Source organism: Mesorhizobium sp. M0618, from assembly GCF_040320765.1.
Taxonomy (GTDB): domain Bacteria; phylum Pseudomonadota; class Alphaproteobacteria; order Rhizobiales; family Rhizobiaceae; genus Mesorhizobium.
Genome location: NZ_JAMYQH010000001.1, coordinates 160,119 through 183,109, shown reverse-complemented (window position 1 = coordinate 183,109; position 22,991 = coordinate 160,119). Strand labels below are relative to the sequence as shown.

Genomic DNA, 22,991 nt, shown 5'->3' with positions numbered 1-22,991 from the left:
TGAAAAGTACCTTTTCGGCGGTGGATCAGGCTTTGCGCTTACGGCCCGTGTCGCGCCGCTTCTCGCCGACGCCGACGGTCAGCGCCATGGCCAGCGCCATGGTCGCCGACAGCGAGCGGAAGCCGGCGAAATCGGCCTCGGCAACCTCGAACCAGACCTTGGCGAACTGGGCGAGCGGGGAAAACGAGCTGTCGGTGATGGCGACGATCGGCACGCCCTGTTCCGAAATGCTGCGCGCCTCCTCGATGGTGGCAGGCGCATAGGGCGAGAAGGAGATGGCGATGACGGCATCCGCCGGCGTCGCGAAGCCGATCATCTCGGCATTCAGCCCGGCCGCCGACTCGATCAACTGGTTGCGGATCTTCAGCTTGCCCAGCGCATAGGCGATGTAGGACGCCACCGGATAGGAGCGGCGCTTGGCCAGCACGTAGATGGTTTCCGCCTTTGCCAGCAGGGAAATAGCGTCTTCCAGATGCGCATCGTCCAGCGTGCGCGAAATGTCGTTGAGCGAGGTGCTGGCCGCGGCGACGAAGCCGTCGAAGATCGACCGATGGCCGGCGCCGCCCTCTGCCTTGGCGCGCAACGCCTGCAGCCTTTCGTCATAGGAGGAGTTGCGCTCGCGCAGCCGTTCGCGAAACACCTGCTGCAGGCTGGTGAAACCATCGAAGCCAAGCTGCTGGGCAAATCGGATCAGGGTTGAAGGCTGCACGCCGGCCGAAGCGGCGATGCTGGCGGCCGTGCCGAAGGCGATATCGTCGGGATTGTCGAGCGCATGGGCAGCGATCTGGGCGATGCGCTTCGGCAGGCTTTCGCGCCGCTCCAGGATGGTGGTGCGCAGCGTCTCGAAATCGCGAGGTACCCGTTCGTCCATCGTCGCTGTGTCCAAGCTCATGCGTGAAGCGTCCCTCTCTGCATCATCATAGCGAGCCTGCGCAAGAACGCCATAAAAAATGAGGCAGACATTCCATTTCGGATGAAAATGGACTAATTCATCCACGTAACGCTTCAAGCAGTGGAGAAACGGAAAATGGTCGGCGTCGGTCTCATCGGTACGGGTTTCATGGGCAAGTGTCACGCCATAGCATGGAGTGCCGTCAGCGCCGTCTTTCCCGACGTTGCCAAGCCACGGCTGGTCCATCTCGGCGAGGTCAATGAAGAGCTCGCCCGGCGCAAGGCGGGCGAGTTCGGTTTCGCCAAGGCGTCCGGCGACTGGCGTGCCGTAGTCAACGATCCCGAAGTCGATATCGTCTCGCTGACCACGCCCAACCAGTTCCATCCGGAAATGGCCATCGCCATCCTCGAAGCAGGCAAGCATCTGTGGTGCGAAAAGCCGATGGCGCCGAGCTTTGCCGAGGCCGAGGCGATGGCTGCGGCGGCGAGCAAGTCCGGCAAGGTCGCGGCGCTCGGCTACAACTACATCCAGAGCCCGGCCATCCGCCACATCGGCGCTTTGCTGGAAGAGAAGATCATCGGCGAGGTCAACCATCTGCGCATCGAGATGGACGAGGACTTCATGGCCGATCCCGAGGCGCTGTTCTTCTGGAAGCACGAGGCGGCCTCCGGTTATGGCGCGCTCGACGATTTCGCCGTGCATCCGCTGTCGCTGGTCTCAGCCCTGTTCGGCCGCGTCGCCAGCGTCATCTGCGACATGGCCAAACCCTATGCCGATCGCAAGCTGGCCAGCGGCGGCCGTCGCGTGGTCGAAACCTACGACATCGCCAGCGTGCTGATGCATCTGGAAAATGGCATTGCCGGCACGCTGCTGGTCAACCGCTCGGCCTGGGGCCGCAAGGGCCGCATCGCCGTCCAGATCTTCGGCTCGAAAGGGTCGATCCTGTTCGACCAGGAACGATCGAACGAATTCCAGCTTTACCTCACCGCCGACCGGCCGACCGAGCAGGGCTACCGCACCATCCTGGTGGCGCCGCACCACAAGCCCTATGACCTCTTCGTGCCGGCGCCGGGCCATGGCCTCGGCTTCAACGATCTCAAGATCATCGAATGCCACGAATTGCTGACGCGGCTTGAAGGCAAGCCGGCGCGGCTCATCGAATTCACCGAAGGGCTGGAGATCGAGCGCACCGTGCACGCGATGGCGCGTTCGTTCGAGGAGAAGCGCTGGGTCGATGTGCGATAGAGCCATGTAGTTCGTCGAGACGGGGAAGGTTACCGACTCTCGGCAGACAAGATTTCACCATTCATTTGGTGACCCGTCGCAGACATTCGCGATTGGCCGACGCCTCCCTGACGCTTCGTCATCCTATGGCGGAGCAAGGAGCGAAGCGACGCGGCGCAGACCATAGGATCCATGCCGCGACTCCAACGCATCACAACGGTGCAGAATTCTGCTCCGCTGCATTCCTCGACAAAGGTCGCGGCATGGATCCCGGGGTCTGCGCCGCGTCGCTTCGCTCCTTGCTTCGCCCCAGGATGACGAAGTAACGGGAGTTTCGACCAATCCCCAAGGCGTGCGACCTGCCAAGGTAAGCACCACGCCAAGTATCTGCGGTCACCTCAGCCGCCGGCGGCCGGAGTCTCCCACCCGTTGACCCAGACCTGCCGCAACCGGTCGCCTTCGCCCTTGAAGCGTAGCCCCGTCGCCTGGCAATCCTCGATCCGGTCGCTGCGGAAATTGCGGATCGCCTGGCGCAGCTCGCACCAGGCGACGATGTTGGCGGTTTCGGCGTAATAGATCAGGGCGATCGGGCGGACGAGTCGCTCGGAGGCGCGGCCCATTTCGTCGCGATAGGAGAGGTCGAGCTTCTCCTCATCGCGGATGGCGCGACGCACCAGCGCCAGATCGATCGCACCGGTCGAAGGCGCGGCGAAACCCCAGGCATGCAGCGCATTGGCGTCGAATACCTGGCGCAAGGGTGATGGCACCGCGCCGGCGATCTTGACGCTGACGCGCTTGGCCGCTTGCTTGAGCTCGCTGTCGCCCGTGCGCTCCAACAGCGCCAGCGACAAGACGATCGCCTCCATCTCCTCGATCGAGAACATCAGCGGCGGCAGGTCGAAGCCGGGGCGCAGGATATAGCCGATGCCGCGTCCGCCCTCGATCGGCACGCGCATCGCCTGCAGCGCTGCGATGTCGCGATAGATCGAGCGCACCGTCACTTCCAGCCGCTCGGCAATCGTCGCCGCCGTCACCGGCTGCCGCGCCAGCCGCACGATCTGGATGATCTCGAACAGGCGTGACGCCTTGCGCATTTTTTCCCCCGGGTTGCGAGCCCAACTGACACAGCATTGTCAGTTGGGCTGATCTATAGGAGCGCCTATCGAATTGAAAATCAACAGGTTCCGCTGCGGTTTGGCGGAGCGAGGCGGCAGGCAACTGACATGGATTATGCGGAAAATCTCTGGCTTTTCTTTATCCTGCTGTTCGGCATCATCGCCGTTCCAGGCATGGACATGCTCTTCGTGCTCGCCAATGCACTGACCGGCGGACGCGACAGGGGTCTCGCCGCGACTGGCGGCATCATGGTCGGCGGCATGGTGCACACGCTGAACGGCGCCATCGGCGTCGGCCTGCTGATGCATTTCGTGCCGATCCTGTTCAAGCCGCTTCTGCTTGCCGGCGCCGCCTACATGGCCTTTATCGGCATCACGCTGATGCGCAGTTCCATCACTGTCGGTCAGGAGGGGCCTGCCGGCAGCCGTTCCGCATGGAAGGCCTTTCGCCAGGGTTTTGTGACCTGCCTGATCAACCCGAAGGCATACCTGTTCGTGCTTGCCGTCTACCCGCAGTTCCTGAAACCGGACTACGGTCCGATCTGGATGCAGGCGACGATCATGGGACTGCTGACCGTGGCGACGCAGGCTGCGATCTATGGCGGACTGGCGATCACGGCCGGCCGCAGCCGCAATCTTCTGATCGCCAATCCGAGGGCGACGATTTTTGCCGGCCGGGCGGCCGGACTGCTGCTCTTTGCCGTGTCGGTGTTCACGGCATGGGAGGGGTTAAGGGCGGCGTAGGGATTTCTTGCGAAGAGGACCCCCACCCCTAACCCCTCCCCACAAAGGGGGAGGGGGACTCCAGTCGGCGCTGACAACGGCAAACTGCCGACGTTTTTCAGGCGTCAAAGGTTCGAGTAGGAGTGCGCGGCAGCGTTCCCTCCCCCTTGTGGGGAGGGTTAGGGTGGGGGTCCTTCTTCGCAAGAATCCATATGCGATTGCCCTCCCTCTTGTGGGCAGGGGTTAGGGTGGGGGTCGTGCCGGGCAAAGGCCGGCATCAGTGGCTCAAGCGGCTCCCTGCCGGTTGTCGATCATGGCGCGGCGTGTCGAGCGGCGCCATTCGACAGCACCCGCAAGGCCGTGCAGCACCGTCTCGGTGGTCGCCCAGTCGATGCAGCCATCGGTGATGCTCTGGCCATAGACCAGCGGCTTGCCCGACACCACCTCCTGCCGGCCGGCGACGAGGTTGCTCTCGATCATGAGGCCGATGATGCGCTCGTCGCCTGCCGCGACCTGGCCGGCGACATCGGCCGCCACCTTGGGCTGGTTTTCGGGCTTCTTGGCCGAATTGGCGTGGCTGACATCGATCATCAGCCTGGGCGCAACGCCGATATGAGCGAGTTCCACAGCGGCGGCTTCGACGCTCGCCGCATCATAGTTGGGCTGAACGCCGCCGCGCAGGATGACGTGGCAGTCCTCATTGCCCGTGGTCGTGGCGATGCCGCTGCGCCCGCCCTTGGTCACCGCCATGAAATGATGCGGCTGGGCGGCGGATTTCACCGCCTCGGCGGCTATGCGAAGATTGCCGTCGGTGCCGTTCTTGAAGCCGACCGGGCAGGAGAGGCCCGAGGCGAGTTCGCGGTGGATCTGGCTCTCGGTTGTGCGCGCGCCGATCGCGCCCCAGGCAACCAGGTCGGCAATGTATTGCGGCGTGGTCATGTCGAGGAATTCGGTCGCCGCCGGCAGGCCGAGATTGTTGACGGCCGACAGCACATTGCGCGCCATTCGCAGCCCCTTGTCGATGTTGAAGCTGCCGTCGAGGTCGGGATCGTTGATCAGGCCTTTCCAGCCGACCGTCGTGCGCGGTTTCTCGAAATAGACCCGCATCACGATCTCCAGCCGGTCCGACAGACTCTCGCGCAGCGCTGCCAGGCGACTGGCATAATCGACGGCCGCGACCGGATCGTGGATCGAACACGGGCCGACAATGACGAGCAGCCGGTCGTCGGTGCCGTTCAAGATGGCATGGGTTGCGTTGCGCGATGCGCTGACGGTGCGCGTCGCGGTCAAAGTGCGCGGGATCTCCCGCATCACCTCGTCCGGCGTACTCAGTTCTCGGATTTCCTTGACCCGGAGGTCGTCTGTGGTGGTCAACACGGCTTTCTGCTCCTGTCGAGAGCATGATGCCGAAAAGTGTGAAGCGGTTTTCGGACGACATCATGCTCCTCTTTGATTTAGAGGGAACCTGCCGGCTGAAAACAAAAAAGCCGCCAGGTATGGCGGCTGTTCGGATCTTGTTGCTGCAATCTTCAGATCGAGCGCAATCCTCCCGCCGCCAGCGAGCTCCTAAAGTACCAATACGTGGCGGTCAGGTTGATCATGAGGCTCATATAGTCGATGCGGAGGCGCTTGTCACGTGGGTGATGCGGAGACAATTCGGGATGGCCGAATCTTCGCGATTTCGTCATCCCAGGGCGAAGCAGGAGCGAAGCTCCGTCGCGGAGACCCTGGGATCCATGCCGGGACGTCAACCAAGAGTGCAGCGGAACAGAATTCTGCACCGTCGCGGCGCATTGGAGTCGCGGCATGGATCCTCGGGTCTGCGCCGCGTCGCTACGCTCCTTGCTCCGCCCGTGGATGACGAAGTGATGGGCGTTTCCGCGGGACTCGCCGGCGCTACTCCGGCGACGACCCAGCAATGCTCTGGTCGTAGTCGACCAGCGATCCGGTCATGACGCCCGACTGCGGGCTGACCATGTAGCTGATCAACCGTGCTAGCTGGTCCGGCTTCACCAGCTGGCCCATCGGCTGCGCCGCTTCGGCCTTTGCCAGCCAGTCGTCCGGCGCATCGTGCCATTTCTTCTGCACGATGTCCTCGCCCTCTGTGTCCATCCAGCCGGGCAGCACCGCGTTGCAGCGGATGCGGTTGTGGCGATAGGCATTGGCGACGTTCTTGGTCAGCGTCATCAGCGCCCCCTTGCTGGTCGAATAGGGCGTCAGGAACGACTGGCCGGTATGCGCAGACATCGACAGCACATTGACCATCGAGCCGGGTGCCTTTTTCTCCAGGAGATGCGCCACCACGCCCTGCATCAGGAAGAACGGGCCGCGCACATTGGTGTCGAAGATGGTGTCGAACAGCTCTTCGCTGGTTTCGACCAGCGAACCGCGCGCCGATGTCGCGGCGGCGTTGACCAGCGCGTTGATGGTGCCGAAATGCGAGATCGCGTTGGCAACGGCGCGCTTGCAGTCGGCCACTTTAGAGACGTCGGCGCTGATGAAGATCGCGTCGACGCCCGCTTTCTTGAAATGGGCGACGGCCTTGTCGCCCTTCTCCTGCGAGCGGCCGATGAGCGCCAGTGCCCGGCAGCCCTCGTCGGCCAGCGCTTCGGCAACGGCAAAGCCGATCCCCTGGGCGCCACCGGTGACGATGGCGCGTGTCTGTGAATTGCGACCGGCTGTTCCGCTCATCGCTCTGCTCCTGTGGTTCTTTCCAAGGGTTCTTACTTGTCGAGACGGACGGTCTTGCCGGTCGTTGCTGATTTCAGCGCCGCATCGGCCAGCTTCAGCGCCACCAGCCCATCCGCGCCGCTCGGCGACGCTTTCTTGCCCGAGGTCGCGGCTGTGATGAACGCGGCGATCTCAATGGCGTAGGCGTCGAGGTAGCGGGTCATGAAGAAGTCGTGCAGCGGCGGGCGCGTATAGCCCTTCTCGTTGGCCAGTTCGATCGACACCGGGCGCTGGTTCTCGGCCGCGATCATACCCTTCGAACCATGCACCTCGATGCGCTGGTCGTAGCCATAGGTGGCGCGGCGCGAGTTGGAGATGACGGCCTGCTTGCCGGAAGCGGTTTCCAGGATGACGCTGACGCTATCGAAATCGCCGGCAGCACCGATCTTCTTGTCGACCAGCACCGAGGCATGGGCGCTGACCGCCACGACCTCTTCGCCGAGCAGGAAGCGCGCCATGTCGAAATCATGGATGGTCATGTCGCGAAAAATGCCGCCCGAGCGCTTGATGTAGTCGATCGGCGGCGCGCCGGGATCGCGCGAGGTGATGGTGACCATCTCGACGGTGCCGATGGCGCCGTCGTCGATCGCCTTGCGCACGGCGGCGAAATGCGGATCGAAGCGCCTGTTGAAGCCGACCATCAGCGTCGCCTTGGTCTTCTCGACCACGGCCAGGCACTTCTCGACGCGCTTGACATTGAGGTCGATCGGCTTCTCGCAGAAGATCGCTTTGCCGGCCTTGGCGAAGCGCTCGATCAGATCGGCATGGGTATCGGTCGGCGTGCAGATGACGACGGCGTCGATATCCCCGGCTTTTTCGATGTCTTCGATGCTGCGCACCTCGGCGCCATAGGCGCTCGCCAGCTCTTTGGCGGCCTTCTCGAACGCGTCGGCAACGGCAACCAGTTTGGCCTGCGGGTTGGAGCCGACGGCGCGGGCGTGGACCTTGCCGATGCGGCCGGCACCGAGGAGAGCGAAGCGAACGGTCATGATATTTCCTCTGGGGGGATGGGTTAGAGAGAGTTGTGTCCACACCTTCCTTTTGGGGGAAGGTGGCAAGGCTATTTTTCGAGCGCGCCAGAAAACAGGATGACCATCCTGTTTAGGCCGCGAGTTCCGCCTCCCCGGTCTTGGCGCCGGTGATGTAGGAGACGATGTCGTTTCCGTCGGTGTTCTCCTTGCGCAGATTGGCGACGATGCGGCCGCGCCGGAACACGACGATGCGGTCGCAGAGATCGAACACCTGGCGCATATTGTGGCTGATCAGGATCAGCGGCTCGCCATTGTCCTTGAGCGTGCGGACGATGTTTTCGACCTGCGCGGTCTCCTGTACGCCAAGGGCGGCCGTTGGCTCGTCCATGATGATCAGCTTGGAGGCGAAGGTCGCGGTCCGGGCGATCGCCACGCACTGGCGCTGGCCGCCCGACATGTGGCGGATGGTGTTGGACAGATTGGGGATCTTCACCGCCGTGCGGACGAGCGCCGCCTCGGTCGCCTTGCGCATGTATTTGCGGTCGAGGATCGAGAACGGGCCGAGATTGAACAGCACCTTCTCGCGGCCGAGGAACAGGTTCGACGGCACGTCGAGATCGTCGGCCAGCGCCAGGTTCTGGAACACGGTCTCGATGCCCGCCGTGCGAGCCTCGATCGGCCCGGCAAAATTCACTTCCTTGCCGTCGAACCAGATCTGGCCGCTGGTGCGCTGCTCGACGCCGGTGATCTGGCGCACGAAGGTCGATTTGCCGGCGCCGTTGTCGCCCATGATGGCGACATGCTCGCCCTTGCGCAGCTCGAAATTAGCGCCTTCCAGCGCGTGCACGCCGCCATAGCGCTTGGTCAGGTTTTCGGTCTTCAGGACGATGTCTGACATGGTCATGCCCTCATTGCCCGCAGGCGTTGACGCCACTGGTCGAGAACCACCGCACCGACGATGATCACGCCCTTGACCATCTCCTGGTAGTAGGCGTCGAGGCGCAGGAAGGTGAAGCCGGAGATGATGACGCCGAAGATCAGCGAGCCGATCACCGTGCCGATGATCGAGCCGCGCCCGCCCGACAGGGAGACGCCGCCGATGACCGCCATGGCGATGGCGTCGAGCTCGTACATCACGCCCATGCCGGACTGCGCGGTCAGGTTCTTGGAGCTCAGCACCACGGCGGCGAGCGCTGCGAGAATGCCGGCGATGACGTAGACCAGGATCTTGTGGTTGGCGATCTTGATGCCGGACATGCGCGCGGCATCTTCGTTGGAGCCGATCGCGTAACAGTGCTTGCCGTACCTGGTGTAGGTCATGATCAGCTGGAACAGGATGGCCAGCGACAGGAAGATGACGACGGGCATCAGGCCTTTGCCGATGCCGGCGAAACTCTCGGTGGGAAACGAGATCGGCTGGCCCTTGGACCACCATTTCGCGATGCCGCGCGCGGTCACCATCATGCCGAGCGTGGCGATGAACGGCGGAATGCGCGTGTAGGCGATCAGCGCGCCATTGACCAGCCCGGCGAACAGGCCGCAGGCGATCGCCACCAGCAGCGGCACGATGACAGGCAGGTCCGTCCAGCCTTGCGCCAAAAACATCGCCTTGGGATTGGGGTTGCCGTTGACCGTCGCCACCTGGGCGAAGCTCATGGCGATCATGGCGGTCGCGCCGACGATCGAGCCCGAGGACAGGTCGATACCGCCGGTGATGATCACTTGCGTCACGCCGATGGCGATGATGCCGACGATCGACACCTGCAGGATGATGATCTGCAGGCGCGCTTCGTTGAAGATGCCGCCGACGTCGCTGCGGGTGTTGAACAGGAAGCTGTCGCCGAGAAAGACGCGGCCGATCAGTTCGAAGATGACGACGAGAATGACCAGCGCCAGGAAAACATTGAACTCGGCCGGCCATGTGCGCTTCCTCGCATCATAACCGACGCCGCCGACGCCATGAGATGTCTGTGCCACGTATTCTGTCCTCCATCAGCCGCGGTCGCCCTCGCGCCGTGCCGGCGCCGAGGGAGAGAGGGGAGCGGCGCTGTCTTGGTCGAGCGCCGCTCCGTATCGAACCGTTGGCGGCTCAGTTCTTCTTCAGGAACTTGTCGATGTTGGCCGGCGTCACCAGCTGGAAGGGCACGTAGACCTTGTGCTCGACCTTCTCGCCCTTGGAGAGCTTGAGCGCCGCATCGAGAGCGCCGGCGCCCTGGCCGGCCGCGTCCTGGAACACGGTCACGTCGAGGTCGCCCGCCTGCATCGCGGCAAGCGCGTCCTGGGTGGCATCGACGCCGCCGACGACAACCGTCTTCATGTCTATGTTGGCGGCCTTCATCGCCTGGATGGCGCCGATGGCGCTTTCGTCATTGTTGGCGATGACGCCGTCGAACGGCTTGCCGGTCGACAGCCAGTTGGTCATCAGGTTCTGCGCCTCGTCGCGGTTCCAGTTCGACGTCTGCTTGTCGATGATCTTGATGAAGCTGCAATCCGGCGTCGCGATCACGTCGTCGATGTCCTTGGTGCGCTGCACGGCGGCCTGGTTGGAAAGCTCGCCCATGATCACATAGACATTGGCTTCCTTCTTGCCGGCTTCCTTGAACAGGCGGCAGACTTCCTTGGTCTCGAGCGTGCCGGAATCGGCTTCGTTCGAGGCGACGAAGGCCTGGTTGTCGGGCAGCGTGTCGACATTGACCGGCTCGCGGTTGACGTAGACCAGCGGGATCTTGGCGGCCGCCGCGGCATCCGACATCGCCTGCGTGGCCGAAGTGTCGACCGGATTGACGATGATGGCATCGACGCCCGAAGCGGCGAAGTTCTTGATCTGGTCAAGCTGCTTGGCAACGTCGTTCTGCGCGTCCTCGACCTGCAGCTCCACGCCGGTCATGCCCTTGGCCTGCTCGATCATGCCGTTGCGCAGCACGGTCAGGAAGTTGTCATCGAACTTGGCCATCGACACGCCAACCTTGGCGGCCAAGGCGGATGAGCTCATCAGCGCCGCGAAGGCGACGCCCAAAATCAATTTCTTCATTGTGTTTCTCCTCCACATATTGGTGTCCGGTTTCACCGATTTATCCGGAATCCCCGATCTCCCCGGGGAATCTCTCCCTGATATCTTTTCTATTCCGGATGACGCTTGCCTCCTGGCTGGAACGTCAAACCCTCCGTTTGAAACAGATGTTCCGGAACGAAAGAACCAAAATACACAGATGATGAAATATTTATTCCATTTCACATCGGGGCGTCAAGGGCGATTCCGCGGCCTGCCGGCCGATTTACGCATCGCTCTGATGGATTCTATCATTTGCCTCGGCGGCCTTGCGCGGCGGCGGGCTAGATGTTTTCCGGCAGGTAGATGTCGAAGGGCAGGAAGGTCTGGCCCGGAGCGTTGGCGGCGCCGGTTTCGATGGCATGCGCCATCAGGTCGACAAGCTCACGGCACAAAGCGGCGAGCGGGGTCGAGATCACCATGGTGAGGATGTTGTCGGCGAGTGCCGCGCGCGACTCGGCGTTGATCTCGTTGCAGACGACCACCGGCATGGTCGCGGGCTTCGCTGCCCGCAGCGCCGAGACCGCGCCTTCCATGCCGCCGCCCGCGACGTAGCAGCCGGCAAGATCCGGATAGCGCGCCAGAAGATCGATCATCGCGTCATGGGTCACCTGGTTGGCTTCCAGATTGACCAGCGTCTCAAGCACGCTGAACTCCGGCGCATGCTCGCGGAAGAAGGAGCGAAAGCCGATCTCACGCAGCTCATGGCCGTGGAAGCGGTGGCTGCCGACGAAGAGGGCGACCTTGCCGGGCCGCCTGGCTGCTTTGGAGATCATCCATGCGGCTGTGCGCCCGACCTTGCGGTTGTCGAGGCCGATATAGCCCTCCCGGATGCCGGCGGCAAAGTCGGACAGCACCGAAAAGACCGGCTGCCCTCTCGCCTTCATGGTTTCCACGACCGCTGTCAGGGTCGGATGGTCCGGACCGACAACGGCGATTGCCCTCGATTTCGCCGCCAGCCTGCGCATCTGGGAGGCGATCTCGTCGGGAGCCAGGGAACTGGCGAAATCGATGGTCGCAACGCCGCGGAAGCGTTGCGATTGCGATATGGCCAGTTCGAGTTCCCGCGCGAAGTCACCGTAGAAGGCATCATTGCCCCGCAGCAGCAGGAAGCCCAGCCGGTACTCCGGCAATTCCTGGCGCATGCGCTGCTTGATCAGGCCGGCGGCGTGGTAGCCGATATCGGTAGCGGTCTCGTAGACGCGGCGCGCTGTCTCTTCGCGCACTGGCAGCCGGTTGTTCAGCACGCGGTCGACGGTGGCGACACTGACGCCCGAGATGCGCGCCAGATCTGATATTGTCGGCCGCTTCACCATGCTTGCCTCGTCGGATTTGCCTGAGCCTTCGTACATCATCCTGATGGGAAATGATAGAAACTATCTTTGTGATGTTGAGTCTATCATCGGTCGGCGTTACTTTGATGCTCGAAACCAAGGGATTTCACGGCATCGCTCTGGCGGATGCCTTTGCCGAGGGAGGCAATCATGTCCACTGCGCCGTCCCGGCGTGACTACAGCCTGATCGGCCGCGACGCCAGGCTCGCCGTCGAGACCGGCCTGTCGGCCGCCGAGTGGTATCACACCGACATACCGCGCAAGCAGATGAAGGAGCTGATGCAGCGCTCCGACGGGCCGGCGATCCGCGATACGGCGATCTGGTTCGCCGCGCTGATCGTCAGCGGCGCCGGCGGCGCCTGGTTCTGGGGCAGTTGGTGGTGCGTGCCATTCTTCTTCGTCTATGGCGTCCTCTACGGCTCCTCGACGGATTCGCGCTGGCACGAATGCGGTCATGGCACCGCCTTCCGGACGCAGTGGATGAACGATGCGGTCTATCAGATCGCCTGCTTCATGATCATGCGCAATCCGGTGACCTGGCGCTGGAGCCACACGCGCCACCACACCGACACCGTCATCGTCGGCCGCGACCCGGAAATCTCGGTCATGCGGCCGCCTGATCTGGTTCGCGCCATGCTGGGCTTCGTCGGCGTGCTCGACGCCTGGCATGCGATGTCAGACATGCTGCGCAACGCCGCCGGCGCCGTCAGCGCCGCCGAAAAGACCTTCATTCCCGAACAGGAACAGCCCAAGGCGATCCGCGTCGCCCGCATCTGGACGGCGATCTATACCGCCACCGTAGGGCTGGCGCTCTACACCGGTTCGTTCCTGCCGCTGATGCTGGTCGGCCTGCCCAGGCTCTATGGCGCCTGGCACCATGTCATGGTCGGGCTGCTGCAGCATGGCGGCCTGGCCGATAACGTCACCGACCACAGGCTGAACAGCCGCACCGTCTACATGAACCCGATCAGCCGCTTCATCTACTGGAACATGAACTACCATGTCGAGCATCACATGTTCCCGATGGTGCCGTACCATGCGCTGCCGAGGCTGCACGAACTGATCAAGCACGATCTGCCGGAACCGACACCGTCGATCTTGGCCGGCTATCGCGAGATGATACCGGTCTTCCTGCGCCAGCTGCGCAATGAGGACTATTTCCTCAAGCGCAAGCTGCCGCCGACCGCACGGCCATATCGCGAAGAATTCCACAACGACACTGTCGCCGCCGCGGCGGAATGATCGTGCTTCCATCCGATCTGGAATATTTATTTAACGCAATTCCGGACGGAAAGCCGCTGCGCACTTTTCCTGGATTTGCTTTGGGAGGACTTGAATGAGCGACTGGGTCGAGGCCTGCGCCACCGGCGACATAGACGAGGAGGATGTGATGCGCTTCGATCATGGCGGCCGCTCCTTCGCCATCTATCGCAGCCCCGACGACGAGTTCTTCGCCACCGACGGCCTCTGCACGCATGAAAAGGTGCACCTGGCCGATGGGCTGGTGATGGACGACATCATCGAATGCCCCAAGCACAATGGCCGCTTCAACTACAAGACGGGTGACGCCCGCGGCGCCCCGGTCTGCGTCAATCTCAAGACCTATCCGGTCAAGGTCGACGCCGGCAAAGTCCTGATCCAGATCGGATGACTGACATGGCGGGGGGGATGCTCATCATCGGCGCCGGCGAATGCGGCGGGCGGGCGGCATTGGCGCTGCGCGACCTCGATTATCGGGGGCCGGTGACGCTGGTCGGCGACGAGCCGCATCTGCCCTACGAGCGCCCGCCTCTGTCCAAGGAGGCGATGGCCAGCGATGCGCCCGAGATCAAGGCGATCGCCAGCGACGCAATTCTGGCCGAGAAATCGATCCGGCATATACATTCCGTCCAGGCCGTGGCGATCGATCGCGCGGCGCATGCGGTGCGCCTGTCGGACGGATCGGTCCTGCCCTACGACAAGCTCCTGCTGGCAACCGGTTCGACGCCGCGCAAGCTGCCGATGCCGGGGTTGGGTCCGCGCTGCGTCTATCTCCGCACCTTTGCCGATGCGCTCGCCATTCGTGCGCATCTCACCGCCGGCAACCGCATCGCCATCATCGGCGGCGGTTTCATCGGTCTCGAACTCGCGGCCGCGGCCCGCAAGCTAGGCGCTGCGGCCACCGTTATCGAGGCGCAGCCGCGCATCCTGATGCGCGGCGTGCCGGCGGAGATCGCCGAAATCATCCATGACGCGCATGTCGCCGAGGGCGTTGATATTCTGTGCGGGGATGGCATCGCGTCCATCGCCGACGACGGCAACAAGGTGCGCATAGCGCTTGCCGGCGGCCGGGAAATCGTCGCCGACCTCGCGATCATCGGCATCGGCGCCGTGCCGGTGACCGGGCTTGCGGCCGAAGCTGGGCTGGCGATCGACAACGGCATTGCCGTCGATGCCGAGCTGCGCAGCAGCGATCCCGACATCTTTGCCGCCGGCGATTGCTGCTCGTTTCCGCTCGCCGTCTATGGCGGCCGCCGCGTGCGGCTGGAGGCCTGGCGCAACGCCCAGGAGCAGGGCGCGCTGGCGGCGAGGAATATGCTGGGTGCCGGAGAGGCGCATGCGGCGGTGCCATGGTTCTGGTCGGATCAATATGGTCTGTCTCTGCAGATCGCCGGGCTGTCCGACGAAGGCAGCAGCACCGTGCGCCGCGACCTCGGCGACGGTGCTTTCATCCTCTTCCATCTGGCCCAGGACGGCAGGCTGGTGGCGGCCAGCGGCATCGGCCCCGGCAACGCGGTCGCCCGCGACATCAGGCTGGCCGAAATGCTGATCGGCAAGCGCGCGAAGCCGGCCCCGGAAGCGCTGGGATCGCAGGACGTCAAGCTGAAGTCGCTGCTGGCGGCGTGAGCCGATCCTCTTGTGGGCAGAGCTATCTCATATGGATTTTGCGAAGAAGGACCCCCACCCTAACCCTCCCCACAAGGGGGAGGGAACGCTGCCGCGTACCTTTAATTCTTCTTTGGCGTCAAAAAGACAGGCGATTCGCCCTAGGTCAGCGCCAACGGAAGTCTCCCTCCCCCTTGTGGGAAGGGTTAGGGGGTGGGGGTCCGTGCCGGGCAGACATCTCAGGAATTCCATATGCGATACCCTCCCCACAAGCGGGAGGTAGAGGCCTGACCTCAAACCCGCTAAAACAGCGCCTTCAGCTCCGCCAATTTGTCATTCACCAGCCAGCCATAGTAATTCTCCTCGGGCAGCTTCTCCGGCTCGCCGGCGGCGCGGCGCCTGTCGTTCTCCGCCTTCAGCGCGTCGGCGCGCTGCTCCGGATTGCCGACATTGTAGAGCGTGGCGGTCAGCCCGGGATTGCCCGAAATGTCGAAGCCGGCAATGCTTTTGTAGGCATCGATCGATTTCCTGATCGTCGCGGCGACGTAAGGCAGCGTCAGGTCGGGATCCATGATGGTCTTGTAGACCGAATTGGGATCGCCGACGTCGAGCCTGGGCAGGCCCGAAACCTTGTGCACCAGATCGCTCATCTGCAGGGCGGTCAGCGGATTGAGCTGACCCAGGCCGAAGGTCTGGCCGGCATAATAGGGCTGGAAGAAGGTGGCGCCGAAACGGTCGTCGGGAAAGTTCGTCCCGCCGACCGACTTGCCGCGAAACGAACGGTTCCACACCTGTTCGCGGCATTCCCACAGATCGTAGCTGTCGGACATTGCGGCGCATTTCTTGAATTCCGGCCGCTGCACGAAATCGGTGATGTCCTCGCCGTCATAGGCGAAGGACAGCTTGCTGGAGAGATAGGAGATCGCCTTGACATAGTAGGTCTGCAGCCGGTCATAGGCATCGACATTGTAGGTGTGCTCGCCGACGATGGCGCCGACGATGTGCAAGGGATCGATGCCGTAGGTGGCGGCTGCCTTCTTGATCTTGCCGCGCAGATCGGCGTCGTTCTGCAGCAGGGCGTAGACCTTGCGGTACTTCGCCTGGAAGCTGGTGTTGGTCGCTTGCGTGCGCCGGCTGGAGGCGCCGGGAATGTCGGGCTGCACGGCATTGCGATTTCCCGGCGCCACCAATGTCGCTGCCTCGGCGGCGAACAGCGTCGCCGCCAGCGTCAAGCCGAGAATGACCAGGATAAGTTTTTTCATGCACCGCCGCCCAAGCAATTCCAGGAAAAGTGTGAAACGGTTTTCCGGAATTGCGTCAAACCAAGAGATCGAGAATTGCCGCGCAAACTAGGTAAAGCTCTTGGTCGAGTCGAGAGCGCCCCTTCACCCGGCACTACGAAAGCTGGCCAGATGATACCATCTGGCCACACATGATTTTGCTGGCCGGAAAATGTTGCCTGGACCGGCGCCGGAACGTTCCGGCGCCGTCGTTCAAAGGATGAACCGCGACAGGTCGGTATTCCTGGAGAGATCGCCGACATGCTTTTCCACATAGGCGGCGTCGATGGTGACGCTGGTTCCGTTGCGGTCGGGCGCGTCGTAGGAGATTTCGTCCAGCACCCGCTCCATCACTGTCTGCAGTCTTCTTGCGCCGATGTTCTCGACGCTCGCGTTGAGGTCGACGGCAATGCCGGCCAGCGAATCGATAGCGTCGTCGGTGAAGGTCAGGTCGACGCCCTCGGTCTTCATCAGCGCGATATACTGCTTGATCAGGCTGGCCTCTGTCTCGGTCAGGATACGGACGAAATCGTCCTTTTCCAGCGCCCGCAGCTCGACCCGGATCGGCAGGCGGCCCTGCAATTCCGGCAACAGGTCTGACGGCTTGGACACGTGGAACGCACCCGAGGCGATGAACAGGATGTGGTCGGTCTTCAGCGGTCCGTATTTGGTCGCCACCGTGGTGCCTTCGATCAGCGGCAGCAGGTCGCGCTGCACGCCTTCGCGGGAAACGCCGGCGCCCATGCCGCCTTCACGCGACGCGATCTTGTCGATCTCGTCGAGGAAGACGATGCCGTCATTCTCCGTCGCATCGAGCGCCCGGCGCACCACCTCGTCCTGGTCGAGCAGCTTGTCGGACTCGTCGTTGACCAGCAGATCGTAGGACTCCTTGACCGTCGTCTTGCGCATCTTGGTCTTCTTGCCGCCCATCGCCTTCGACAGCATGTCGTTGATGTTCAGCACGCCGATATTGGCGCCCGGCATACCGGGGATTTCGAAGCCGGGCATGCCGCCAGCGCCGGTGTCGGCGACCTCGACCTCGATCTCCTTGTCATCGAGTTCGCCGTCGCGCAGCTTCTTGCGGAACGAGTCGCGGGTGGCCGGGCTCGCCGTCTTGCCGACCAATGCTTCCAGTACGCGTTCCTCGGCGTTGACGTGGGCGCGCGCCTTGACGTCCTCGCGCATCTTCTCGCGCACCAGGCCGATGGCGATCTCGACCAGATCACGGATGATCTGTTCGACATCGCGGCCGACATAGCCGACCTCGGTGAACTTGGTCGCCTCGACCTTGACGAAAGGCGCACCGGCGAGCCGCGCCAGGCGGCGCGAGATTTCCGTCTTGCCGACGCCGGTCGGCCCGATCATCAGGATGTTCTTCGGCATCACCTCTTCGCGCATCTGGCCTTCCAGCTGCTGGCGGCGCCAGCGGTTGCGCAAGGCGATAGCCACGGCGCGCTTGGCGTCCTTCTGGCCGATGATGAAACGGTCGAGTTCCGAAACGATTTCGCGGGGAGAAAATGTGCTCATATCACTAGATTCCACTTTGCCACTGCTTGATGGCCTCGAACGGATGCAGCAGCATGATCACGTTGAGTGTCAGATTGTCCCGGATGAGATAGCCGGTACCGAGTTCGAAGATGATGGCAAGGCTGACGATCACCCATATAGGTAGCCTTCGCGCCATCACAAATCCCAGCACCATGGCCAGTGTGTCGGACACCGAATTGATGATGCTGTCGCCGTAATAGTCGAGCGAGATGGTGCCGGCGCGGTAGCGCTCGATGATGAACGGGCTGTTTTCGAGCAGCTCCCAGCCGCCTTCGATGAAGACGGCGAACGCCAGCCTCAGTCCGATCGGCGAACGCGGGAACAGGAATTTGGCCAGCGCATAGAACAGGAAGCCGTGGATGATGTGCGAGAACGTATACCAGTCCGAAATGTGCTGGGAATTCTCCGAACTGTTCACCACGCCGTGCCAGAGTTTCACATAGCCGCAGGTGCAGATCGGCGCTCGCCCCATGCCGTAGAGCGCCCCAGCCTGGAAGATGACCAGGGCAAGCACCAGCAGAAGCCCCATCCGCCAGCTGTCTTCATAGGCCGAATAGCTGCTCTCCGTGGCCGGTGTCGTCATCGGTTCATTCCCCCTCGTTTCGCGTCGCCGTGTCGATCATCACAAAGCCTTGTCACGCCTTCAGCGGCGGTAGCCGGCGGATCACGGCAGCCGGCAAGGTGGGTTTGACCACAATCCGCCGGATACGCTGCCAGCCAGCCCCGAACAGAATAATCAGCGCGCCAACAACGACCAGGATCAAGGCAAAAGGCGGGATACCCGTCGAATCGGAGGCGGAATTCACCAGATAGTAGATGCCCAGCGAGCCGAAGTAAGCCAATGTCGGAACCAGAAGCGAACGGCGGTCGATGGCAAGCGCGACATAGAGGAAGCCAAGGATCAGAATCGTCAGCATGATGGTTGCATTGGCATCCGGCGCGATATGTCCGAATACGACGTTCTGGCCGGTTGCCATGATAAACAGCGGATGCACCAGCATGGGCGCCGAGACGACATGCAGCCAGAAAGCGCAATCAGACCAGATCTTGCGTCGATCCCTGTCGTAAATGTCAAAAGCTACACCCGTTGCGAACACGATCAGGCCGCAGATCAGCGGCATGTAAAGTGCCGCGCGGAGCAATTCGGGAACATCCTCAATACGCGGCGGCGCAATCGCACCCGCTGTCACGCTGTCATACAGGATTATCGCCGTTTGCAGGAAGGCAAGCAGTGTAAAGGCGATGGCGATAGCCCCGGCAATGATGGGGACGCGAAAACGCCAGAAATAGATCGCCGCCGCGATTATTCCTCCGCCCAGGAACAGATATCCGGCCTGGGACGCCTTCTGGCGCAACGCCAATAGCTGCCAGATAGTCTCCGGCTTGCGTATGCCGAAGCTGGACTCCACCTGTAGCGCCAGAGCGGCCAGAATGGCGGCCATGAAAATCAGGGCAAGCACGAACGACGATAATTTCATCCGGTGCTGACGCGTGACAATTTCGGCAAGCCCCCAGGCGAAAACCGCGAGGATGCCGGCGATCCAGAATGTCTGGCCTGGAAGCAAGGTGGTGAGGACAAAGAAGAAGCCGGCGCTGAGCAGAACGGTTCCAACGGTGACGAACAGATCGTTGCCGCCGCCGACCAGCCGCAGGTTTTCCTCGTCACCCTCGTCATCGGCGCGCCTGACCTCGGGGGCGAGAGCGACCGCGCGTTCCATGGCCTCCAACTGATCGCGCAGGGTCTGCGAGATCAAACCTTTCGCGACTGCCTTGTCGAGTGTTTCGGCGCTGATCAATTGGGCTCCTGCGTCGCGTCGCGCGCCATCATCAAGGCAGGCCCGTACTCCGATGTTCTGGTGTCAAAGGCAACAAAGCCAGCCTTTTCATAGGCGCGGATGGCCCTGACATTGGCGGGATCAGGATCGATGATGACGCGCGGCACGCCTTCGTCGAAAAGCTGTTCGACGAACTGGCGCACGATTGCCGAGCCATGGCCACGCCCGACCAGCTCCGGCCGGCCGATCGACAGGTCGATGCCGAGCGTGCCGAACGGCTGGTCGGCATAGGGATGGCCGTCCTCCAGATGCGGATCATAGGTCTGCAGATAACCGATCGGCTTGCCGTCGAGTTCGATAATCAGCGGCTCGACGGAAATCGAGTCGATGTGCTCGCGGATCTGCGCGATCTCGATCTCGGGATCGTCCCACCACTCGGCGACATGCGGTTCGGCGAGCCAGCCGGCGATCATCGGCAGGTCTTTCTCGGTCACCGGCCGAAAATCATAGCTATCTTCTTGTTTGACCATGATCTCTGGACGAACGGAACCGTTCGTCCGAGAAAACCGGTTTCCACGTTTCGGGATCATGGTCGGCCCGCTCAGCCGACATCGAGCGTTTCGACGACGAAGCTGTTGTTGGTGTAGACGCAGATGTCGGATGCGATCTGCATCGCCTTGCGGGCGATCTCCTCGGCATCCTTGTCGCTGTCCATCAGCGCGCGTGCCGCCGCCAGCGCGTAATTGCCGCCCGAACCGATGGCCATGACACCAAATTCGGGTTCGAGCACGTCGCCGGTGCCGGTCAGCGCCAGCGACACCGACTTGTCGGCCACCAGCATCATCGCCTCGAGCCGGCGCAGATAGCGGTCGGTGCGCCAGTCCTTGGCGAGTTCGACGCAGGCGCGCGTCAGCTGGTCTGGATATTGTTCGAGCTTGGCCTCGAGCCGTTCCAGCAGCGTGAAGGCGTCGGCGGTGGCACCGGCGAACCCGGCGATCACATTGCCGCCCTTGCCGATGCGGCGCACCTTCTTGGCGTTGCCCTTCATGATGGTCTGGCCAAGGCTGACCTGGCCGTCGCCGGCGATCACCACCTTGTTGCCCTTGCGCACCGTCACGATGGTCGTGGCGTGCATGGTCAGTTCATTGGACATTTCCTGGCTCCGAGCAGCGCCATCCCGATAAGGCGATCGGCGCGGTACGAGTAACTTTGATCGGCCATATGTATGCATGGGGCCGGTGATTGCAAATCGCCTCCGCGGCAAGGCCGATTCCGCTCCCAGAGGTAACTGGCAATCGCTGGACCATGCTGCTAGAAGGCTTTCGTTTTCAAGCCTGCGAGCGCTTGAAGCCTCTGAGCCGGTCACGATGTGAACCTCTGCGACAAGGATAGAGTGATGCCGCCCCGTTCCGCCGAAGCAAGCCGCAAGACCAAGGAAACCGACATCTCCGTGTCGGTCCATGTCGACGGCTCCGGCAAGTCGGATATCGCCACGGGGGTCGGCTTCTTCGACCATATGCTGGACCAGCTCTCGCGCCATTCCCTGATCGACATGACGGTCAGGGCCAAGGGCGACCTGCATATCGACGATCACCACACGGTCGAGGACACCGGCATCGCGCTCGGCCAGGCGCTGGCCAAGGCACTGGGCGAGCGGCGCGGCATCATGCGTTATGCCTCGATCGACCTTGCCATGGACGAGACGCTGACGCGCGCCGCGATCGACGTGTCCGGCCGTCCGTTCCTGGTCTGGAACGTTTCCTTCTCATCGCCGAAGATCGGCACCTTCGACACCGAGCTGGTGCGCGAGTTCTTCCAGGCGCTGGCGCAGAATGCCGGCATCACGCTGCATGTCACCAATCACTACGGCGCCAACAACCACCACATCGCCGAGACCTGCTTCAAGGCGGTGGCGCGCGCGCTGCGCGTTGCTCTCGAACGCGATCCGCGCCAGCCGGATGCGGTTCCCTCCACCAAGGGATCGTTGAAGGGATAAGGCAATGGCCACCTATGTCGTGATGGAACCGCCAGGCCGCAGCGAAAAGGCCGATGCCACGGCCTTTGTCCGCGATGGCTTCACCTGGCTGGGCCTTCTGGTGCCGCCGCTATGGTTCGCCTGGCATCGGCTGTGGATCGAGGCGGCGCTTGCCTTCGTCGTCATGGGCCTGCTTTCGATGCTGGGCCAGAAGCTCGGCCTTGGTCTGGCCGGGTCGTTGCTGTCGTTGCTGGTTTCGCTCTATGTCGGACTGGAAGGGCAAGGCCTGCGCATCGCGGCACTTCGCCGGCGCGGCTGGCACGAATGGGGCGCGGTCGAAGCCGGTTGGCTCGACGATGCCGACACACGCTATGCGCTGGAGGCGGAAGCGCTTGCCGATGAGGTTGTGCCGGCGCCGCGCATGGTCCCCGATGCTGCCCTGGCGCGGCCGTCGCAGCCGGGCATGGCGCTGGGGCTGACCCACATCCCGGGAAGAAGCTGATGCGGGTTGCGATCATCGATTACGGTTCGGGCAATCTGCGCTCGGCCACCAAGGCTTTCGAGCGCGCCGCGCGGGAAGCCGGCATATCGGCTGCTATCGACCTGACATCGGATGCCGAACGGGTGCGCACGGCCGACCGCATCGTCCTGCCCGGCGTCGGCGCCTATGCCGACTGCGCGGCCGGCTTGCATGCCCTCGAAGGCATGTGGGAAGCGGTCGAGGAGGTGGCTATCGACAAGGGCCGGCCGTTCCTCGGCATCTGCGTCGGCATGCAGCTGATGTCCGAGCGCGGCCTGGAAAAGACAATCACCAACGGCTTCGGCTGGGTATCAGGTGACGTCAAGGAGATCACGCCGGCCGATCCGACGCTGAAGATCCCGCAGATCGGCTGGAACACGATCGAGCTCAAGCGCCAGCATCCGCTGTTTGCCGGCATACCGACTGGCGCAAGCGGGCTGCATGCCTATTTCGTGCATTCCTACCATCTCGATGCGGGCAAGGCGGAAGAGGTTCTGGCGGTCGCCGACTATGGCGGCCCGGTGACGGCGGCCGTCGCCCGCGACAATCTCGTCGGCACGCAGTTCCACCCGGAAAAGAGCCAGGCGCTCGGTCTGGCGCTGATCACCAATTTCCTGCGCTGGAGGCCCTAGAGCATGATCCCGAAAAGTGGACCCCGGTTTTCGGAAAAGATCATGCTCAAGCAAAGGGAAAACCGATGAGCAAGAAGGGCTACTGGATGGCGATGGTCGAGGTGACCGATCCGGAAAACTATCCGCTATACATTGCCGCCAACAAAGCGGCTTTCGACAAATATGGCGCAAAATTCCTGACCCGCGGCGGTCGGTCGTCGAGCCCGGAAGGGCCATCGGGCAATCGCCATGTCATCATCGAGTTCGAGAGCTACGCGGTCGCACTCGCCTGCTTCCATTCGCCCGAATACCAGGCGGCGCTGAAGTTCCGACGCCTCTATTCGACGTCGCATTTCGCCATTGTGGAAGGCGCCTGAAC

The 22,991-nt window shown here is 62.7% G+C and carries 24 protein-coding genes; 9 read left to right on the top strand and 15 right to left on the bottom strand.

Annotated elements, in window-relative coordinates:
• Nucleotides 1–25 precede the first annotated feature (25 nt).
• Nucleotides 26–871, bottom strand: a complete 846-nt coding sequence (locus tag NKJ04_RS00875; protein WP_164748924.1) for a MurR/RpiR family transcriptional regulator — start codon at nucleotides 869–871, stop codon at nucleotides 26–28.
• A 156-nt stretch (nucleotides 872–1,027) separates the two neighbouring features.
• Between NKJ04_RS00875 and NKJ04_RS00870 the strand changes: the two genes are divergently transcribed.
• Nucleotides 1,028–2,137, top strand: a complete 1,110-nt coding sequence (locus tag NKJ04_RS00870) for a Gfo/Idh/MocA family protein (RefSeq protein WP_352672885.1) — start codon at nucleotides 1,028–1,030, stop codon at nucleotides 2,135–2,137.
• Between the two features lie 377 nt (nucleotides 2,138–2,514).
• Here NKJ04_RS00870 and NKJ04_RS00865 read toward each other — a convergent pair whose 3' ends face one another.
• The gene (locus NKJ04_RS00865; RefSeq protein WP_352672882.1) at nucleotides 2,515–3,210 is read right to left on the bottom strand and encodes a helix-turn-helix transcriptional regulator; all 696 of its coding nucleotides are present in this window, start codon (nucleotides 3,208–3,210) and stop codon (nucleotides 2,515–2,517) included.
• Between the two features lie 129 nt (nucleotides 3,211–3,339).
• Here NKJ04_RS00865 and NKJ04_RS00860 point away from each other — a divergent pair, with 129 nt between their 5' ends.
• On the top strand, nucleotides 3,340–3,975 hold the full coding sequence (locus NKJ04_RS00860) for a LysE family translocator (RefSeq protein ID WP_023810660.1): 636 nt from the start codon (nucleotides 3,340–3,342) through the stop codon (nucleotides 3,973–3,975).
• A gap of 264 nt (nucleotides 3,976–4,239) precedes the next feature.
• Here the strand turns inward: NKJ04_RS00860 and NKJ04_RS00855 are convergent, their stop codons facing one another.
• The 7 genes from NKJ04_RS00855 to NKJ04_RS00825 all read right to left on the bottom strand — a co-directional run bounded on the left by NKJ04_RS00855 (nucleotide 4,240) and on the right by NKJ04_RS00825 (nucleotide 12,020).
• Nucleotides 4,240–5,331, bottom strand: a complete 1,092-nt coding sequence (locus NKJ04_RS00855; RefSeq protein WP_352672879.1) for a 3-deoxy-7-phosphoheptulonate synthase — start codon at nucleotides 5,329–5,331, stop codon at nucleotides 4,240–4,242.
• A 519-nt stretch (nucleotides 5,332–5,850) separates the two neighbouring features.
• Entirely contained in the window at nucleotides 5,851–6,645 is a 795-nt protein-coding gene (locus NKJ04_RS00850; RefSeq protein ID WP_352672877.1) for an SDR family oxidoreductase, read from the bottom strand.
• Nucleotides 6,646–6,677: 32 nt separating this feature from the next.
• Nucleotides 6,678–7,673 (bottom strand): inositol 2-dehydrogenase, encoded by a 996-nt coding sequence (gene iolG / locus NKJ04_RS00845; RefSeq protein WP_352672875.1) that lies wholly within the window; start codon nucleotides 7,671–7,673, stop codon nucleotides 6,678–6,680.
• Nucleotides 7,674–7,785: 112 nt separating this feature from the next.
• Entirely contained in the window at nucleotides 7,786–8,553 is a 768-nt protein-coding gene (locus tag NKJ04_RS00840) for an ATP-binding cassette domain-containing protein (protein WP_023810655.1), read from the bottom strand.
• A gap of 2 nt (nucleotides 8,554–8,555) precedes the next feature.
• Nucleotides 8,556–9,632: an ABC transporter permease gene (locus tag NKJ04_RS00835; RefSeq protein WP_023810654.1), complete on the bottom strand. Its 1,077-nt coding sequence runs from the start codon at nucleotides 9,630–9,632 to the stop codon at nucleotides 8,556–8,558.
• A gap of 112 nt (nucleotides 9,633–9,744) precedes the next feature.
• Complete coding sequence (locus NKJ04_RS00830; RefSeq protein ID WP_352672872.1) at nucleotides 9,745–10,686, bottom strand: sugar ABC transporter substrate-binding protein; 942 nt, start codon at nucleotides 10,684–10,686, stop codon at nucleotides 9,745–9,747.
• A gap of 302 nt (nucleotides 10,687–10,988) precedes the next feature.
• Nucleotides 10,989–12,020 (bottom strand): LacI family DNA-binding transcriptional regulator, encoded by a 1,032-nt coding sequence (locus NKJ04_RS00825; protein WP_352672869.1) that lies wholly within the window; start codon nucleotides 12,018–12,020, stop codon nucleotides 10,989–10,991.
• A 168-nt stretch (nucleotides 12,021–12,188) separates the two neighbouring features.
• Here NKJ04_RS00825 and NKJ04_RS00820 point away from each other — a divergent pair, with 168 nt between their 5' ends.
• The 3 genes from NKJ04_RS00820 (at nucleotide 12,189) to NKJ04_RS00810 (ending at nucleotide 14,924) form a co-directional block, all read left to right on the top strand.
• The gene (locus NKJ04_RS00820; RefSeq protein ID WP_352672866.1) at nucleotides 12,189–13,280 is read left to right on the top strand and encodes a fatty acid desaturase family protein; all 1,092 of its coding nucleotides are present in this window, start codon (nucleotides 12,189–12,191) and stop codon (nucleotides 13,278–13,280) included.
• Between the two features lie 94 nt (nucleotides 13,281–13,374).
• The gene (locus NKJ04_RS00815; RefSeq protein WP_352672863.1) at nucleotides 13,375–13,689 is read left to right on the top strand and encodes a Rieske (2Fe-2S) protein; all 315 of its coding nucleotides are present in this window, start codon (nucleotides 13,375–13,377) and stop codon (nucleotides 13,687–13,689) included.
• Nucleotides 13,686–14,924 carry an NAD(P)/FAD-dependent oxidoreductase gene (locus NKJ04_RS00810; RefSeq protein WP_352672860.1) on the top strand — a complete coding sequence of 413 codons (1,239 nt, stop codon included), beginning with the start codon at nucleotides 13,686–13,688 and terminating at the stop codon, nucleotides 14,922–14,924. Before NKJ04_RS00815 ends, NKJ04_RS00810 begins: the two co-directional genes overlap by 4 nt.
• Before the next feature lie 281 nt (nucleotides 14,925–15,205).
• Here NKJ04_RS00810 and NKJ04_RS00805 read toward each other — a convergent pair whose 3' ends face one another.
• The 6 genes from NKJ04_RS00805 to hslV all read right to left on the bottom strand — a co-directional run bounded on the left by NKJ04_RS00805 (nucleotide 15,206) and on the right by hslV (nucleotide 20,659).
• On the bottom strand, nucleotides 15,206–16,165 hold the full coding sequence (locus NKJ04_RS00805) for a DUF1402 family protein (protein ID WP_352554655.1): 960 nt from the start codon (nucleotides 16,163–16,165) through the stop codon (nucleotides 15,206–15,208).
• 231 nt (nucleotides 16,166–16,396) lie between these two features.
• Nucleotides 16,397–17,710, bottom strand: coding sequence for an ATP-dependent protease ATPase subunit HslU (gene hslU, locus NKJ04_RS00800; RefSeq protein ID WP_023810648.1), 1,314 nt, complete (start codon nucleotides 17,708–17,710; stop codon nucleotides 16,397–16,399).
• 4 nt (nucleotides 17,711–17,714) lie between these two features.
• Complete coding sequence (locus NKJ04_RS00795) at nucleotides 17,715–18,314, bottom strand: DUF2585 domain-containing protein (RefSeq protein WP_023810647.1); 600 nt, start codon at nucleotides 18,312–18,314, stop codon at nucleotides 17,715–17,717.
• Nucleotides 18,315–18,366: 52 nt separating this feature from the next.
• Nucleotides 18,367–19,527 carry a hypothetical protein gene (locus NKJ04_RS00790; protein WP_352672856.1) on the bottom strand — a complete coding sequence of 387 codons (1,161 nt, stop codon included), beginning with the start codon at nucleotides 19,525–19,527 and terminating at the stop codon, nucleotides 18,367–18,369.
• Complete coding sequence (locus NKJ04_RS00785) at nucleotides 19,524–20,036, bottom strand: GNAT family N-acetyltransferase (protein ID WP_352672853.1); 513 nt, start codon at nucleotides 20,034–20,036, stop codon at nucleotides 19,524–19,526. Before NKJ04_RS00785 ends, NKJ04_RS00790 begins: the two co-directional genes overlap by 4 nt.
• 71 nt (nucleotides 20,037–20,107) lie before the next feature.
• Nucleotides 20,108–20,659: an ATP-dependent protease subunit HslV gene (gene hslV / locus NKJ04_RS00780; RefSeq protein ID WP_023810644.1), complete on the bottom strand. Its 552-nt coding sequence runs from the start codon at nucleotides 20,657–20,659 to the stop codon at nucleotides 20,108–20,110.
• A gap of 243 nt (nucleotides 20,660–20,902) precedes the next feature.
• Here hslV and hisB point away from each other — a divergent pair, with 243 nt between their 5' ends.
• The 4 genes from hisB (at nucleotide 20,903) to NKJ04_RS00760 (ending at nucleotide 22,989) form a co-directional block, all read left to right on the top strand.
• Nucleotides 20,903–21,502, top strand: a complete 600-nt coding sequence (gene hisB, locus NKJ04_RS00775; RefSeq protein WP_127289532.1) for an imidazoleglycerol-phosphate dehydratase HisB — start codon at nucleotides 20,903–20,905, stop codon at nucleotides 21,500–21,502.
• Nucleotides 21,503–21,506: 4 nt separating this feature from the next.
• Entirely contained in the window at nucleotides 21,507–21,983 is a 477-nt protein-coding gene (locus tag NKJ04_RS00770) for a DUF2628 domain-containing protein (protein ID WP_352672849.1), read from the top strand.
• Nucleotides 21,983–22,633, top strand: a complete 651-nt coding sequence (gene hisH / locus NKJ04_RS00765; protein WP_128302724.1) for an imidazole glycerol phosphate synthase subunit HisH — start codon at nucleotides 21,983–21,985, stop codon at nucleotides 22,631–22,633. Before NKJ04_RS00770 ends, hisH begins: the two co-directional genes overlap by 1 nt.
• Nucleotides 22,634–22,698: 65 nt before the next feature.
• Entirely contained in the window at nucleotides 22,699–22,989 is a 291-nt protein-coding gene (locus tag NKJ04_RS00760) for a DUF1330 domain-containing protein (RefSeq protein ID WP_023810641.1), read from the top strand.
• The last annotated feature ends 2 nt before the right edge of the window (nucleotides 22,990–22,991 follow it).